We start from the raw sequence: 15,310 nt of genomic DNA, 5'->3' as shown, positions 1-15,310 counted from the left end.
AGCCGGTACTCCTCTGTTTGATTCTTGCTTGCTATTCATATACTCGCCATTGTTTACACAAACTCTGACTGCACCATGAATATAAAAGTTCAGTTTAAAATGATTTTTTTATAAAATAGCACGCAAATAAATTGAGTCATACCAATCTTATTACACGACAACCTCAATAACTGCTTAAGAATCAACGGTTATCTAAATTAAATTCACAATTTAAAACAGCTAACAATAAACTGTTTATGTGACGATAAAACTAATAAGATTGGTATAACGTATTAAAATGACTAATAGTGTTAAAGCAAATATGGTACATATACGTATACCACATAAAAATTTATTTGCTCAAACTTTTGGCACTACTAGCCGAGCATTGTAACCGCAAAGACCACAGACATGAACCAAAATAAACATCACATTACTGATGTCGCTATCATTGGCAGCGGCGCCGCTGGCCTTTCTCTTGCTTTATCGCTTGCTAATCACTGTAAGGTGACAGTACTTAGTAAAGGCGCATTAACTGAAGGTTCTACCTTATATGCTCAAGGTGGTATTGCAGCGGTATTTGATAAAAAGAATGACAGCATTGAATCTCATGTTGAAGACACTCTAGATGCAGGCGGCGGATTATGTGACCGTGATGCGGTTCACTACACAGCAAGCAATGCTAAAAAATGTTTAAAGTGGCTAATTGAGCAAGGCGTACCTTTTGACATGGAGTTCGATTCAAAAGGTAAAGAGCGTTTTCATTTAACTCGCGAAGGTGGTCATAGTCATCGCCGTATTTTACATGCCGCCGATGCAACTGGCCGAGCAGTGCAAACCACCTTAATTAGCCAAGTACAAGCACACCCTAACATCACCCTGTTAGAAAATTACAATGCCATCGATTTAATCACAGATAAAAGCTTAGCCAAAAAAGGCAAGCATGTTCACGGCTTGTACGTCTGGAACTGTGTTGATAAAAAAGTTGAAACCATTGCAGCTAAATTCGTATCACTGGCAACAGGTGGCGCAAGTAAAGTGTATTTATATACTTCTAACCCTGATGTATCGAGTGGTGATGGTATAGCAATGGCATGGCGTGCAGGGTGCCGTGTTGCCAATATGGAGTTTAACCAATTCCACCCAACAAGTTTGTACCACCCAGAGCTGCAAAACTTTTTGATCACCGAAGCAATGCGCGGTGAAGGTGCTTATTTAAAACGCCCTGATGGCACTCGCTTTATGAAAGACTTTGATGAGCGCGAAGAACTTGCCCCTCGCGATATTGTTGCTCGCGCTATCGATTTTGAAATGAAACGCCTTGGTGCGAACTGTGTGTACCTTGATATTAGTCACAAAGATAAAGATTTTATCATTGAGCACTTCCCAACTATCTACGCTAAATGTTTAAGTGTTGGCCTAGACATTACTAAAGAAGCCATTCCAGTGGTGCCTGCTGCACACTATACCTGCGGCGGTGTCATGACTGACTTTAATGGCCGTACAGATTTAGATAACTTATACGCTGTTGGCGAAGTGGCTTACACTGGTTTACATGGCGCTAATCGTATGGCGAGTAACTCGCTACTCGAATGTATCGTGTTTGCCCATGCTGCCGCGAAAGATATTTTAAGCAAAATCGATGCAAGCCCTGCCCTTGAAGCCTTACCACTTTGGGATGAAAGTCGCGTAACTAACTCAGACGAAGAAATCGTTATTACCCACAACTGGCATGAGCTAAGGTTATTTATGTGGGATTATGTGGGCATCGTACGCTCAACAAAACGTTTAGAACGTGCGCTTCACCGCGTAGAATTACTGCAGCAAGAAATTCACGACTATTACGCAAACTTTAGGGTTACAAATAACTTATTAGAACTTCGAAACCTAGTGCAGGTTGCAGAGCTTATTATTCGCAGCGCCCTTGAGCGTAAAGAAAGTCGTGGTCTTCATTACACGATTGATTACCCAGAGCAAAACGAAAATCCAACGCCGACAATTTTAACGCCTAAGTCGGTCGCTGCACTGCAATAATCGCACGCTTTAAACGCGAGAAACTTTCTTCATCAACACTGGCTGAGCTTATAATCAGCCAGTGTGATTGATAAAACCCAGCCAACCTCAGCACTACAAAATTAGCAAACACATAACTTTTAGCTGTTATCTGGCCTTGAATTTTAAGTTTGTCGTTAACAAACCTGAGCTCTGCTTGCTCTAAAATTATAAAACCCTTTTCAGGCTGTGCTTGTTGGACTTTTTTAAAACTAAGAATGGCTAAGAAGAAGCACGCTAAACAAGCCAAAAGTTGAGCGAAAACATGCTGGTAAACAAAGCATAAAGTGATGGCTGTTAAGCAAAAAAAGACCACAAAGGGTTTGTGGTCTGTGGTGTTGTTTGTAACGGTAAATCTATACACGAACTCGGTCTAAAATTAACGCGACCATACCGTTCAGTTCTGGGTCCTTACACTCTTCATGACCCATGAACCAGGCGAATAAATCAGGATCATCGCACTCAAGTAAGCGTTGAAAAACGGCTTGCTGTTCTTTTGATAGTGAGTCAAACGCTTCTTCAACGAATGGCATAAATAAAACATCTAGTTCTAACATACCGCGACGGCATGCCCAACGAATACGTTCTTTACTGTGAATTTCAGTCATTTTAAACCTCGTACTTATTTGTCTGCAGTTTACCAAATTGCTATCGAATAAACAGCTATTTAAATTGCTACCCTAACTAAGTTATCATTAGCGCTCATTCATATCGTAAAGAAGGTTTTTATGTCGACTGTTTACGCATGTCCTTTATCTTATTCACTTATCAGCCTAACTGGCAAAGATAAGTTGTCTTACCTTCACGGACAAATTACGCAAGATATCAACAAATTAACGGATGATAACTTCCTTTGGGCTGGCCACTGTAATGCAAAAGGCAAGCTTTGGGGTGTGTTTAGGTTGTTTTCACACCTTGATAGCTATTACCTTGCGGGCTCAAAACCTGAGGTAGAGCAATCGCTAGTCGAGTTAAAAAAATATGCGGTATTTTCGCAAGTAGACATTCAGCAATCTGAAAAACCGCTAATTGGCTTACTAGGTGATGACCTAACAGCGACTCTAGAAACCTTAGCAATTAATTTTGACGACGAGCACAGCGCAGTCGATTTTGCTGGCGGTAAAGCGTTAAAGCTTGCTGATAACCGCGTATTGCTTATGGTCAACGACGAATTTAGCTTACCTGATGACATAACAGCCCTTGATGATGACGCGTTATGGCAACAGGCAGCTATTGCCGCTGGCGAGCCGTCATTAAACAGCGACGCTATTGGCGAATATGTACCGCAAATGGTTAACTTACAAGCGCTTGGTGGTATCAGTTTCAGAAAAGGCTGCTACACAGGGCAAGAAACCGTCGCCCGTATGAAATACCTAGGCAAAAATAAACGTGCTATGTATATAGTTTCGGGCAAAGCTGAAGGCTTACTTGATGAGCTTGAGCTCGAAACGCAACTGGGCGAAAACTGGCGCCGTGCTGGCAAGCTTATTAGCCAAAGTTATAATCAACAAACGCAAACCTTAATGGGTCTGGTTGTGCTTCCTAACGACAATGAAGCAGGCCAAATTTTGCGAGCAAAACACCTCCCTCAGGTAGAGTTATCAATTCAAGCTCTGCCTTACTCTCTCGAAGATGAATAAATAGGAATGACTATGATCGTAGCAGCAAACAAAGTGGTAAAAATGCATTATTCAGTATTGGATAATAACAAAAACACCATCGACAACTCTTTCGATGGTGAGCCACTAGTGTTTATCGTTGGCACGGGTTTCTTAATTCCAGGCCTCGAAAATGCGCTATTAGGTAAAGAAGCGGGCGACACATTCAGCGTAACAGTTGAGCCAGAGCAAGGCTATGGTGAGCGTCACGATGACCTAATGCAAGCAGTGCCAAAATCAATGTTTGAAGGTATGGAAATTGAAGTTGGTATGCAGTTCCGCGCTACGACAGACGCTGGCGACCAATCAGTAATGATCATTGAAATTCAAGACGAAGACGTTATTGTAGATGGTAACCACCCTCTTTCAGGTATTACCCTTCATTTTGATGTTGAAGTACTTGAAGTACGCGATGCAACTGAAGAAGAATTAGCACATGGTCATGTGCACGGTGAAGGTGGTTGTGGTCACAGCCACTAAACCATTACTATAAAAAAAAAGCGCCATTGGCGCTTTTTTTATATCTGTTCAGCTGCTTTCTGTGCATCCAGTGCTGGCTCTGGTTCAGCAATATGCTCTCTAAGCGCAGCAAGTAAGCCTTCTTGGTCATTGGTTCCTAAGCGATAGTGCGTGCCATCTTTCATTGCCAATTCTACAGCACTAAATCCAGATACACTGTAAACCCAGCCATCATGCGTGATACGCAGACCAATACCATGTCGAAATGAATTACTTACCGCTCGAACAGATTCAATCTCATCAAAAGTCACTGTTTTACCAAATACCCCCGGACCAAATGCCCAGCTTACTGTTTTATCGCTCACCTTAATCGTTAAGCCATGAAACAAAAAGGCCACCAGCACTAAGATAGCGCTAAACACCATAAGAGGAATATCTGCACCAATTAAGTTCCAAGCTAAGGCAATGAAGGCGCCAATCCAGCCTAAGATAACAAAAATAAAAATAGCGTACTGTTTATGTTGATACATTCTGAAGTATTCTCTTAAAAGCTATAAACAAAGGTTGCACTCAGCTCAGAATCGTACTTGAGCTTATCTTCCTCTGGTTTTGAGTTATAGCGATACATGTAAGTAAATTTGAGTGATACATCACCCATAATTTTGCTGATCAGGGATGTTTCTGACTTTAAACGCGAGTTTAACCCTGACAATGATTGTTCATAACTGACATCTTGATTAAAGCGAGTACGAGCAGAGACTGTACGCTCCCACTGCAGCGCTAAACGAAGCAGGTAACCTGTTTTTGTTTCATCTTCTTCTGTTGCAGTCTCTTGATCAGCCACCGAGCGGTATAAACCCGGCCCCACATCGATATCGACTTTATTCTTGCTGCCTTGGTAAATGCGGTTACCGTACCCCGTCGCTATGGTGCTCTTAAACTCAAGACCACTAAACTTATCTCGCTCGTAGTCACCATAAATGAAAAATGACTCATTTTTCACATTTAGCTTATAGTTACCTTGGCCCGATACAAAAATACGGTCTGCAGAGACTTCTTCATCACCAGTTTCTTCATTACGGTCACGTTTGTATAAAGTATCGAGCTTAAATTGGTTACGCCACTTTTCGAAATCTTGGTATAGGTTACCTTTAAGTTTGAAGCTGGTTGAGTTGGTATTGCCACGGCTTACCATAAAACCAAACTCCATATCTCCGTACAGCAACTCGCCTTTATGAATTTTATGGATTTCTTCTTCTGATAATTGCCCGTACTCATGAAAGTCTTCAAACGGATCAACAGCAAAAGCCTGCCAACTGCAAACTAGCAGGGCGGGCAAAATAATTCGTTTTATTGAATTAAAACAACTAAAAGTAGAGTCAAACATCGGCTGGAGAGTTATTCGCTATCTTTCCAAAGAATGTGGCAAAACGGTGCATCTTTGTCTCGGCTAATTAAAATTTTCGCAAACAAGATATCTTGATTGTCGAATTCAAGTCCTACTAAGACTTGTACAAACAGCTCAGGTTCAATTTCTAGTGCAACAAAATCTTGCCACTGCTCGTCAGGCTCACCTTCTTCAATAAAGCCAAGCTCTTCTCTGTGCTCGTTAAAATCAGCAATATCTTGCTCGCTTAAATTATCAGGTGCTAACTCTAAAAAGATATCATAAGCCTGATGAGTTACTTCTTCTTCACTGTATAAGCGTGGACCAGCCATTCCTTAAACCTCTGCACATGTGTATCGCTTTGAATCTGGCTATGATAACAAACCTCTTTTGAGTTTTACCAAAAAAAAAGCCAGGTTGCCCTGACTTTTTTGTAATTAATAACAGATTTTACTCAGCACTTGCTGTGCCTTTTATTTTTTCGCGCATTGATTGCACGAGCGTATAAAATAGCGGAACAAGTAAGGTGCCAAAAATGGTTGCAGCTAACATCCCGAATAACACGGTAATACCGAGCGATATTCGACTGCCTGCCCCTGCACCACTTGCAAACACCAGCGGTAATACGCCAAGTACAAACGACAGTGCCGTCATCAACACCGCTCTAAAGCGTAATCTTGCCGCGTTAAGAGCCGCTTCAAAAATACTTTTGCCTGCAGCGCGTTCTTCCATAGCAAATTCAACAATCAAAATGGCGGTTTTGGTGGACAGGCCAATCAGTAGCACTAAACCTACCTGTGCATAGATGTTGTTTTCCATGCCAATCACATACAGCGCAAGCATGGCACCAAATAATGCCAGCGGCACCGCTGCAATGACCGAAAACGGAATTGTCCAACTTTCGTATTGAGCAACCAAGAATAGATACACAAATACTACCGCTAAGCCAAACAAGATTGGCGCAGTGTTACCCGCTTCAATCTCTTGTTTAGACTGCCCAGCCCACTCATACACATAGCCTGTAGGTAATTGCTCGGCCAACTCTTGCATTGCTTTAATGGCATCACCACTAGCATACCCCGCCGCAGGTTGTCCGCTAATGCTTGCACTGCGGTATAAATTAAAGTGCGTTAAGCTTGTAGGACCCAGAATTGGCTCAAGTTTAGCTAATGTAGTGAGCGGCACCATTGCTCCCTCATCATTACGTACATAGTAGTACTGTAAGTCAGCTGGGTTTTGGCGAAAACGGCTTTCCGCCTGCATGATAACGCGGTAAGTACGGCTAAATTGGTTAAAGTCATTAATGTATAACGAGCCTAGCTGCGCCTGCAAGGTTAAGAAAATATCGCTAAGCGCGACCCCTTGAGCTTTTGCCTTATTACGGTCAATTTCAAGGAAATACTGTGGCACATTCGCTCTAAATGTACTGTAAACATTTGATAGCTCTGGGCGTTGGTTCGCTTCATAAATCAGGCCATTTAATACTTGCGCAAGCTCAGCAGGCTCGCGCCCTTCACTGTCTTGTAACCTAAATTCAAAGCCAGCACTTGTACCAAGTCCAGGTATTGAAGGCGGGTTAAAGGCCATGATTTGCGCATCTGGCATTGCCCAAAACTGCCCCATCAAGCGCGTTAGTACCGCACGTAAACCAAGTTCAGGGCTAGTTCGTTCTTCCCAGTCTTTAAGTACTACGATACCAAGCGCATTATTAGAACCCGCACCACCGAGTAATGAAAAACCAGAAACCGCAATAAAATCGGTTGCCGCTGGTTCATTTTTAACAATATCCCCCAGCTTATGCATTACATCTTGGGTACGACCGCTTGCTGCCGCATCAGGTAATTGCACATCAACAAAAAGAAAGCCTTGGTCTTCTGCTGGTACAAAGCCTGTAGGCACCGTTTTTACCAACCAACCTGCAGCAGCAAAAATAACCACTGCAAACAATGCCATTCTCGCTGTACGTTTGAGGATAAAGTTAATCACTTTACTGTAACCATTGGTTGAGCGGGTAATGATGTTTTCAAACGGGGCTAGCCATTTAATCGGCTTCATGGCTTTTTCACTTAACAATAAAGCACACAAAGCAGGGCTTAATGTCAGTGCATTTAAAGATGAAATGAGTACTGCAAATGAAATCGTCACCGAGAACTGTTTATAAAGCTCCCCGGTTATTCCCGGCATAAAGCCTACTGGCACAAACACCGCAAGCAATACTAAGGTCGTTGCCACGATTGGCCCCGATACCTGCTCCATCGCTTTGGTAACCGCTTCTTTAATTGGCAGCTTTTCTTCTTTTAGTATTCGCTCAACGTTTTCAATAACGATAATGGCATCATCTACTACGATACCTATCGCAAGCACTAAACCAAACAAGGTGATTAAGTTGATGGAGTAATCCATCATCATCATAAACGCGAAAGTCCCCACCAAAGATACCGGAATAGCCACCGTTGGAATGAGCGTAGCGCGCCAATTTTGTAAGAATAAAAATACCACTAAAATAACCAAGCCAACCGCTTGGACAAGGGTGACGACCACTTCATCAATCGAGCGATTGATGAACTCTGTGGTGTCATAAGGAATAGAGTACTCAACGCCATCAGGTAGCTGTTTAGCAAGCTCAGCCATACGTGCTTTTACATCGTTGGCAACTTGCGTCGCATTCGCTTCTGTTAGCTGATAAATAACAATAAAGGCAGTGTCTTGCTGGTTTAACTTTGCTGTTGTGCTGTAGCTTGCTGCACCTAATTCAATTCGGGCAATATCGTGCAGGCGCACAAAGTTACCATCTTTGCTCGAGCGAATAATGGTTTGACCAAACTCTTCAGGGGTTTTTAAACGCCCTTTTGCCTGAATCGAATATTCAAATTGCTGGCTCGGTGCAGAGGGTGCAGCCCCCAGTTTACCTGCTGCTACGATAGTATTTTGTTCTTGCAGCGCAGCTTGAACTTCTGACACAGTTAAACCCAATGATGCCATTCGATCTGGGCGCAACCACAAGCGCATTGAATAGGTTTGTTCACCCATAACCTCAGCTGATGCAACCCCATTAATACGGCCAAGAGGCTCGGTTAAGTAGTTGGTTGCATAGTTGCTTAAGAAAATAGCGTCGATATTTTCTTGATTCGAGTATAAGTTGATACCAAGTAACATCGAGCTCGATTTTTTCTTAACCGACACACCTTGGCGTTTAACCTCTTCAGGTAAGCCTGCTTCAGCAAGTGCCACACGGTTTTGCACATTAACTTGGGCAATATCTGTATCTGTGCCGACTTTAAAATAAACAGTTATGTTGGCCGTGCCGTTATTAGACGATGTTGATTCGATATACATCATATCTTCAACGCCATTAACTTGCTCTTCTATGGGCCGGATCACCGACTCTTCGACAATTTGCGCACTTGCACCTGGGTAACTAGCACTAATTTGAACTTGCGGAGGGGTAATTTGCGGATACATATTCACTGGCAGCAAGGCCATTGAAATTAAACCCGCAATGGTAATAACAATCGAAATTACCAAGGCAAACTTTGGGCGAGATATAAAAGTTTTACTGATCATATCTCACTCCTAAGAGTTAGCTTTGCTAGAAATAGTGCCGGTTGTTTCATCGACATTTTTTTCAACTGCTTTCACTTCAGCGCCTTGGCGTACCTTTTGTAAACCTTCAATAATGACTTTTTCACCGGCCTCTAAGCCTGACTCAACCACCCACATCGCATTAATACGTCGACCCAGTTTAACAATCCGCATAGCCACTTTGTTTTCATCATCAACAACGAGCACAAACTTACCTTGCTGGTTTTCTTGTACCGCTACTTGAGGAATGAGTGCCAAGTCTTGTTTATTGGTGCTTTCAACGATCAAGGTGACAAATAAGCCCGGCATGACAATGCCATCAGGGTTATCAAAAGCGGCTCTAAGCTCAACCGTGCCTGTATTGCGGTTAATTTTGGTATCAGCAAAATCAAGTACGCCTTTATCAGCGAAGGTCGAATTATTCGGTAAGCGTAAAGTTAAATCGATAGGCACATCACGAGGGTCTTTATCTGACGGTGCTTGATGATTTTGACGATAAGAGATGTAGTCAGCTTCTTCAACCTGAAAACTTACATAAATTGGATCAACATCGGTCAGCTCCGCAAGCTCATTGGATGATGGCCCAACAATATTACCCACGTCATAGTTCACTTTACCAATACGCCCTGCAAACGGCGCACGAATTTCGGTATAACTTAGGTTGAGTTTTGCTTTTTCAAGTTCAGCTTCTGCGGCTTTAACAGCTGCAGTGGTTTGCTCAAAATTGGTGGTTAGTTTATCGAGGTCTGATTGTGAAATGAAACCTTGCGCAGCCACATCTTTACCACGTTTTAAATCGCGTTCAGCGGCGCCTGCTGCGGCAATTTTACTTTTTAAATCAGCCTCAGCTTCTGACACAGTCGAGCGGTACTCAGATGGGTCAATACGCAGTAAGAGCTGATCTTTTTCAACCGATGAGCCTTCATTAAAGTGACGTTCAATGAGTTCACCCTCAACACGGGCCCTAATCGCAACCTCTTGGAATGCTTCAGTGCGTGCAACAAATTCTCGGTAATTACCAACTTCTTGTGTAACGACATTAAATACTGATACAGCCGGTGGCGGCGTAGCTTGTTGTTGTGCTTTATCATCTGAACAGCCAACCAATGTGGTTGTTAATGCGACAGAAATTGCAACAAAAACCAAAGAACGAGATGATTGTTTTGTTATGCGAGCTGTTTTGCGCATCAGCATATATTTACTCCTTGTAGCGCGACTTAAAGCTAAGTCTAGTCGTGTCATGGGATTTTGCGAAAGTATCTAACTAATCACAAAATCAAACTAGCGATGAACTAGCATCTTTGTTTTAAAAATATACACCAATTTGTAACTAAATATATGACAAGGTTACCCATTTTTGGAAAATATAATGATTCCTTGCGACACATCAGCAATTCTTTACTTAGTTGTAATTAACTCGTAAGCTCTAACAAACAGGTCAGAGGAGTTACCATGATAAAACTAGAAATAAAACAACAAGTCGCATGGGTTAGCCTTGCTCGTCCCGAGAAACAAAATGCACTCAGTTTTGCCATGTTTGTCGAGCTTTCAAACGTAATCAAAAAAATTAAACGTGATCGCAGTTTGCGTGCGGTGGTTATCTCTGGCGAAGGCGAACACTTTTGCTCTGGACTGGATGTTGCTGCGGTGATGAAAAAGCCAAGCAATATCATCAAGCTTTTATTCAAGTGGTTACCAGGAAACCAAAACTTAGCGCAAAAAGTAGTGCTAGGTTGGCAAGACTTAAGTATTCCGGTGATTGCAAAAGTGACCGGGCACTGCTTTGGTGGCGGTATGCAAATCGCACTTGGTGCTGATTACCGCATCGTCGATAAAAACGCTAAATTAGCGATCATGGAAGCTCGTTGGGGCTTATGCCCTGATATGGGGGCTAACGTGGTGCTTGCAGGTTTAATGAAGCGTGACCAAGCACTTTGGTTAGCAAGTCATGCAGGGCCAGTCTCTGCTGAAGATGCTAAGGAGTATGGCTTAGTTACACAACTCACTGATGACGTTGATAAACAAACCGATGCTGTACTAGAAACCCTCATGGCGCGTTCGCCAGATACCTTGGCAGCAATTAAACGAATTACTCAGCAAAGCTACCGTTCACAGCAGCGTAAAATTCTCGCTAAAGAAACCTGGAGTCAAATTCGCTTACTTATGAACCCTAATACTAAAAAGGCGATTGCAAAGGCGAAAGGTGCAGAGGATATTCAATTTAATAATGCCAAATCATGGTAAGCTAAAGTCGCATAGTACAACTGACAAGGGTATGATGTAGTTGTACTTTATTCGCAATTATCCTGACTTATGAAATACCTTATCAGTAGTGTCATTATTCTTACCTGCTTAGCCGTTGCCAAGTTTTTAACGGCTTTGCTTGAAAGCTCTTTCCCTGCCCCATTACTCGGTATGGTGTTACTGCTCGTGCTACTATTAACGGGCCTCGTAAAAGAACAACATTTAAAACCAACAGCCAGCCCTTTACTTAATTACATGCCGTTGTTCTTCATCCCTGCAGGGGTTGGCATTATTGAGCACCTAGGTTTAATTTCGCAGAACTGGCCTTTATTACTAACTATTTTTATTGTCGTGCCGCTGAGTAGTGTTGTACTCATAGGCGCTGTTATCGCTTATTTTAAGGGCCGCGAAAATGACAGTTAGTTTATGGTGGCTCTGCGTTCCGTGCATTATTGCGCTTTTCTTAGTACTGCGTTTTTTAAACGCGAAAACCCAGCATGCCACTGCCAAAGCGCTTAGTAATCCTGTGTGCTGGGCAATTATATTAACTGCAGCCTTGTTAGTAGCATTAAAGCTTCCTTATGAGCCTTTTGCCGAGCACAGTAAAGTTTTAAGCTGGTTGCTTGAGCCTGCCATTGTGGCATTGGCTTTACCGCTTTATCAGCAATTTATCCATGTCAAAAAGAACCTGCTGCTAATCCTCATAAGTTGTAGCTTAGGGGTGATCAATGCCACCTTGGTCGCCTCGCTAATATGTTATTTTTTTGCAGCCCCTGCTCAGCTAAGCGCATCCCTAGCAAGTTTATCTGTAACAACACCCATCACCTTGTTAGTAACAGAGTCACTAGGCGGCATCCCTTCTTTAGCAGCAGCCATGGTGATTTTTATTGGCGTACTTGGGGCTATATTTGGTAATTTGATTTTCTCGCTTATCAATATCCGCAATGCCCAAGCAAAAGGTGTTGCCATTGGTACCGCTTGCCATGCCATTGGCACAGCATCACTGATTAGTGATCAGCCAAAAGCAGGTGCCTTTGCCTCTGTGGCGATGGCATTAAGTGCGCTTCTCAGCGCTATAATAGTGCCGATACTCTATCCTGTTATTCAGCATGTTCTGGTATAGTCAGAATTCGCAGTAACCTTGTTAGGAAAACACATGATTGACTCAGAAATTCAGCAAGTCGAAAAATACTACAATCTGATTATGGAATATTTGGTCACCTACAGTATGCAAATTTTAGGTGCCATCTTAATTCTATTTATTGGTTTATGGATTGCGCAAAAAGTATCGAATATGGTTGCTGGCCTCATGCAGCGTCACAATATCGATATCACCCTCACCAACTTTGTCAGTAATGTCATCAAAGTATTGCTGATCATTATGTTCTTGGTTATTGCCCTTGGCAAAATTGGCATTAGCGTGACCCCATTTGTCGCTGCCATTGGTGCTGCATCACTCGGTGCTGGTTTAGCAATGCAAGGCATGCTTTCAAACTACGGTGCGGGCCTTGCCATCATTGCAACAAGGCCATTTGTTGTTGGCGATACGATTGAAGTAAAAGGCGTGAGTGGGCAAGTTAAAACCATTGAGCTTGGTCACACAATTCTGATTAACGAAGAAAAAGTCGAAATCACCATTCCTAACAAACATATTGTTGGTGAAATTTTACATAACTCGTTTAGCTATTCATTAGTTAAAGGTGAAATAGACATCGCTTATGATGCCAATGCAGATCTCGCTATTGAGCTTATCGAAAAAGTGTTAGACGAGCATGAACTAGTTAGTGACTCTCCTCATGCACAAGTCGGTATTGAGCGTTTTGCTGAGAGCGGTGTTACCTTGAGCTATCGCTTTTGGGTGCCAACCACCAAAATTATTGAGACCAAATTAGCGGTGAACCGCAATGTATTTAAAGCAATTCAAGGGGCGGATATCGAAATTCCTTTCCCACAACGAATTGTTACCCTCAATCAAACTAATGATAAAGGCGCTTAATAGCGCCTTTTTTGCAGCTCGTCGACAGAGATTGTGTTTGTTCAAAAGACTGTAGTACAATTTAAATGATAACAATTACTATCATCAATTAACGTCGGGCTATTTTTACCATGAGTAAACGTCTTTGGTTCCAACTACATGGTTGGTTTTCGCTCCCAGTATGGGTGCTATTTTGCTTTATTTGCGTCACAGGTACTGTGTCGGTTATTAGCCATGAGCTTACTTGGCTGACCAACAGTGAAGCACGAGCAAACAACCCAAATGATTTACCAGCACTTGGTGTTGATCAAGTTATTAATAGCGTTGAAAAAGCCTACCCGACTGCCGATGTAATGAGTGTACTTACTTATGAGCCTTACTTGGTTAATGCGGTTATTTTCACTGATACCGACAAACCTTATGCTGTAGCTTACGTCAATCAATACACCGGCGAAGTACAAGCGGTTAATGACACTATCTCATTCATTGAATTTATGCGTACCCTACACGGCTGGCTATTCTTCCCTTGGCAAGAAGGTTACAGCGTAGGTTACTACCTCGTCAGCGCCATGGCTTTTGTCCTTTTAGGTGCACTAGTAACAGGCTTAGTGATTTATAAAAACTTTTGGCGTGCATTTAGCCAGCCAAAACTACGTTTTAATCAAGGTAAAAAAACCTTTCTAAAAGATTTACATACCTTAAGTGGCGTTTGGTCAATTTGGTTTATGGCAGTAATGGCACTAACAGGCCTGTGGTATTTAGTGCAAGCCATCATGTGGCATAACGAAATAGACATAGAAGAGCACGCACCGCTCGTGGCGGTTTCAACTTTACCTGCGGATAAACAAACACCGCCAACCGATTTAAAAGCGGCACTGGCTATTACCAAAGAGAAATACCCAGATTTCAAACCTAGCTATGTGATGCTGCCAGAGCATAACCGTGGCATGTTTAATATCATGGGCAGTGGCGATACTATTTTCTACGATAACTACGCTTACTCAACCTCAATCAATCCTTGGACAGGTGAAATTGCAGCAAGTAAAAGCCCAGAAGCTATGTCGGGACTACTCACCCTTTCACATATCGCCGATCCGCTGCATTACGGTAATATTGGCGGTCTGTGGACAAAGGTTATTTGGTTTATCTTTGGTTTAATTTTAAGTGGTATGTCAATCACTGGCTTTATGATGTACGCCGCAAAATTAGTAAATAACAAACCTGTAAAAGCGCGCCAATCAGCGCCAGTAAATAACGTTCAGGAGGCAAACTAATGGCTCGTTTACAAGCAACTTGGTGGCAGCGTAAAAAGTATCTTTTACATGCTGTGGTACTGGCTTTGCCTGTGTGGTTTATTTATCAGTCATTAAACCCTCAGTTTCCTGCACTTTGGCAAGAGCAACAAGCGGGCGAATTTAAAATCGCCCCGATGCCGCTAAATGAAGATGCCCCGTACTCACACCACAATGAGTATGTGAAAGATTTCTTTATCGCCTTTAATCAAGGTGACATAAGCAATGTTCGTCAGGCGTATTTAAACATTGGCCAAGCGCCTTTAGCACTAACGGAGTTTGCTAAAGATGAAGAAGGCATAATGCATGGCACCAATCATGGTCAGCACGCCCACGCGATAGCTCCTAAAACCATCTCAGCAGATGATAAACTGTGGATCACAATACAAACTTGGCAAGGCCAACTGCATACCCTCAAATGGGATATTCCCAGCCAGTTTATTACTCAATAACATCCGAAAAGCCACTCACTGAGTGGCTTTTTTGTATCTCAGCTAAACACTAAAGTCCCTTCCAAAACAGTCAAAGGTAAAATTTTTGTTAATTATCTTACCGATCACCTTTACAAATGTAATAATATAATAAAGTATTATAAATAGTTTTCATTTGCACCATTACTCTTTATTAATTGGTGTTGATCAAAACTCATCCAAGGAGCAGAACACACAAGGAAAGCTCAATA

General features: G+C 42.4%; 16 protein-coding genes. 9 read left to right on the top strand and 7 right to left on the bottom strand.

Annotated elements, in window-relative coordinates:
* The first annotated feature begins 390 nt into the window (after positions 1-390).
* The gene (nadB, locus tag HUS61_RS08145) at positions 391-2,013 is read left to right on the top strand and encodes an L-aspartate oxidase (protein ID WP_054554331.1); all 1,623 of its coding nucleotides are present in this window, start codon (positions 391-393) and stop codon (positions 2,011-2,013) included.
* Here the strand turns inward: nadB and HUS61_RS21880 are convergent.
* Entirely contained in the window at positions 1,988-2,347 is a 360-nt protein-coding gene (locus HUS61_RS21880) for a protein YgfX (protein WP_353956787.1), read from the bottom strand. The two genes, nadB and HUS61_RS21880, sit on opposite strands and share 26 nt — an antisense overlap.
* A gap of 40 nt (positions 2,348-2,387) precedes the next feature.
* The gene (locus HUS61_RS08140; protein ID WP_054562257.1) at positions 2,388-2,639 is read right to left on the bottom strand and encodes a succinate dehydrogenase assembly factor 2; all 252 of its coding nucleotides are present in this window, start codon (positions 2,637-2,639) and stop codon (positions 2,388-2,390) included.
* Between the two features lie 120 nt (positions 2,640-2,759).
* Between HUS61_RS08140 and ygfZ the strand changes: the two genes are divergently transcribed.
* Both ygfZ and HUS61_RS08130 read left to right on the top strand, forming a co-directional pair.
* Positions 2,760-3,671: a tRNA-modifying protein YgfZ gene (ygfZ, locus tag HUS61_RS08135; protein ID WP_175082314.1), complete on the top strand. Its 912-nt coding sequence runs from the start codon at positions 2,760-2,762 to the stop codon at positions 3,669-3,671.
* Positions 3,672-3,683: 12 nt separating this feature from the next.
* Entirely contained in the window at positions 3,684-4,169 is a 486-nt protein-coding gene (locus HUS61_RS08130; RefSeq protein ID WP_054554327.1) for a peptidylprolyl isomerase, read from the top strand.
* Between the two features lie 38 nt (positions 4,170-4,207).
* On the opposite strand, the gene HUS61_RS08125 is transcribed toward HUS61_RS08130, so the two are convergent.
* From HUS61_RS08125 to HUS61_RS08105, 5 genes are all read right to left on the bottom strand, one after another.
* Positions 4,208-4,678, bottom strand: coding sequence for a hypothetical protein (locus tag HUS61_RS08125; RefSeq protein ID WP_175079988.1), 471 nt, complete (start codon positions 4,676-4,678; stop codon positions 4,208-4,210).
* A 14-nt stretch (positions 4,679-4,692) separates the two neighbouring features.
* Positions 4,693-5,487 carry a YdiY family protein gene (locus HUS61_RS08120; protein WP_370316364.1) on the bottom strand — a complete coding sequence of 265 codons (795 nt, stop codon included), beginning with the start codon at positions 5,485-5,487 and terminating at the stop codon, positions 4,693-4,695.
* Between the two features lie 59 nt (positions 5,488-5,546).
* Positions 5,547-5,867, bottom strand: a complete 321-nt coding sequence (locus tag HUS61_RS08115) for an HI1450 family dsDNA-mimic protein (RefSeq protein ID WP_054554325.1) — start codon at positions 5,865-5,867, stop codon at positions 5,547-5,549.
* Between the two features lie 118 nt (positions 5,868-5,985).
* Entirely contained in the window at positions 5,986-9,099 is a 3,114-nt protein-coding gene (locus tag HUS61_RS08110; RefSeq protein WP_175082313.1) for an efflux RND transporter permease subunit, read from the bottom strand.
* A gap of 9 nt (positions 9,100-9,108) precedes the next feature.
* The gene (locus HUS61_RS08105; protein ID WP_251600087.1) at positions 9,109-10,311 is read right to left on the bottom strand and encodes an efflux RND transporter periplasmic adaptor subunit; all 1,203 of its coding nucleotides are present in this window, start codon (positions 10,309-10,311) and stop codon (positions 9,109-9,111) included.
* A gap of 258 nt (positions 10,312-10,569) precedes the next feature.
* Between HUS61_RS08105 and HUS61_RS08100 the strand changes: the two genes are divergently transcribed.
* The 6 genes from HUS61_RS08100 to HUS61_RS08075 all read left to right on the top strand — a co-directional run bounded on the left by HUS61_RS08100 (position 10,570) and on the right by HUS61_RS08075 (position 15,080).
* Entirely contained in the window at positions 10,570-11,361 is a 792-nt protein-coding gene (locus HUS61_RS08100) for a crotonase/enoyl-CoA hydratase family protein (protein ID WP_063706431.1), read from the top strand.
* A gap of 69 nt (positions 11,362-11,430) precedes the next feature.
* Positions 11,431-11,784 (top strand): CidA/LrgA family protein, encoded by a 354-nt coding sequence (locus HUS61_RS08095; RefSeq protein ID WP_175079990.1) that lies wholly within the window; start codon positions 11,431-11,433, stop codon positions 11,782-11,784.
* Complete coding sequence (locus tag HUS61_RS08090; RefSeq protein ID WP_175082312.1) at positions 11,774-12,484, top strand: LrgB family protein; 711 nt, start codon at positions 11,774-11,776, stop codon at positions 12,482-12,484. The genes HUS61_RS08095 and HUS61_RS08090 overlap by 11 nt, the downstream gene beginning before the upstream one ends.
* A gap of 33 nt (positions 12,485-12,517) precedes the next feature.
* Positions 12,518-13,357 carry a mechanosensitive ion channel family protein gene (locus tag HUS61_RS08085; RefSeq protein ID WP_054562265.1) on the top strand — a complete coding sequence of 280 codons (840 nt, stop codon included), beginning with the start codon at positions 12,518-12,520 and terminating at the stop codon, positions 13,355-13,357.
* A 101-nt stretch (positions 13,358-13,458) separates the two neighbouring features.
* On the top strand, positions 13,459-14,610 hold the full coding sequence (locus tag HUS61_RS08080; RefSeq protein ID WP_175082402.1) for a PepSY domain-containing protein: 1,152 nt from the start codon (positions 13,459-13,461) through the stop codon (positions 14,608-14,610).
* A complete protein-coding gene (locus HUS61_RS08075; RefSeq protein WP_175082311.1) occupies positions 14,610-15,080 on the top strand; it encodes a hypothetical protein in 471 nt (156 codons plus the stop codon). The genes HUS61_RS08080 and HUS61_RS08075 overlap by 1 nt, the downstream gene beginning before the upstream one ends.
* Positions 15,081-15,310: the final 230 nt, after the last annotated feature.

The organism is Pseudoalteromonas sp. 0802, from assembly GCF_013350085.1.
Lineage (GTDB): Bacteria > Pseudomonadota > Gammaproteobacteria > Enterobacterales > Alteromonadaceae > Pseudoalteromonas.
The sequence above is the reverse complement of the archived record's forward strand: the minus strand, read 5'-3'. Positions and strand labels throughout refer to the sequence as shown.

What these genes read in the sequence shown, in the direction of transcription:
- nadB (WP_054554331.1), top strand. Translation starts at nt 391, where the DNA reads ATGAACCAAAATAAACATCACATTACTGATGTCGCTATCATTGGCAGC.
- HUS61_RS08140 (WP_054562257.1), bottom strand. Translation starts at nt 2,639, where the DNA reads ATGACTGAAATTCACAGTAAAGAACGTATTCGTTGGGCATGCCGTCGC.
- ygfZ (WP_175082314.1), top strand. Translation starts at nt 2,760, where the DNA reads ATGTCGACTGTTTACGCATGTCCTTTATCTTATTCACTTATCAGCCTA.
- HUS61_RS08130 (WP_054554327.1), top strand. Translation starts at nt 3,684, where the DNA reads ATGATCGTAGCAGCAAACAAAGTGGTAAAAATGCATTATTCAGTATTG.
- HUS61_RS08125 (WP_175079988.1), bottom strand. Translation starts at nt 4,678, where the DNA reads ATGTATCAACATAAACAGTACGCTATTTTTATTTTTGTTATCTTAGGC.
- HUS61_RS08115 (WP_054554325.1), bottom strand. Translation starts at nt 5,867, where the DNA reads ATGGCTGGTCCACGCTTATACAGTGAAGAAGAAGTAACTCATCAGGCT.
- HUS61_RS08110 (WP_175082313.1), bottom strand. Translation starts at nt 9,099, where the DNA reads ATGATCAGTAAAACTTTTATATCTCGCCCAAAGTTTGCCTTGGTAATT.
- HUS61_RS08105 (WP_251600087.1), bottom strand. Translation starts at nt 10,311, where the DNA reads ATGCTGATGCGCAAAACAGCTCGCATAACAAAACAATCATCTCGTTCT.
- HUS61_RS08100 (WP_063706431.1), top strand. Translation starts at nt 10,570, where the DNA reads ATGATAAAACTAGAAATAAAACAACAAGTCGCATGGGTTAGCCTTGCT.
- HUS61_RS08095 (WP_175079990.1), top strand. Translation starts at nt 11,431, where the DNA reads ATGAAATACCTTATCAGTAGTGTCATTATTCTTACCTGCTTAGCCGTT.
- HUS61_RS08090 (WP_175082312.1), top strand. Translation starts at nt 11,774, where the DNA reads ATGACAGTTAGTTTATGGTGGCTCTGCGTTCCGTGCATTATTGCGCTT.
- HUS61_RS08085 (WP_054562265.1), top strand. Translation starts at nt 12,518, where the DNA reads ATGATTGACTCAGAAATTCAGCAAGTCGAAAAATACTACAATCTGATT.
- HUS61_RS08075 (WP_175082311.1), top strand. Translation starts at nt 14,610, where the DNA reads ATGGCTCGTTTACAAGCAACTTGGTGGCAGCGTAAAAAGTATCTTTTA.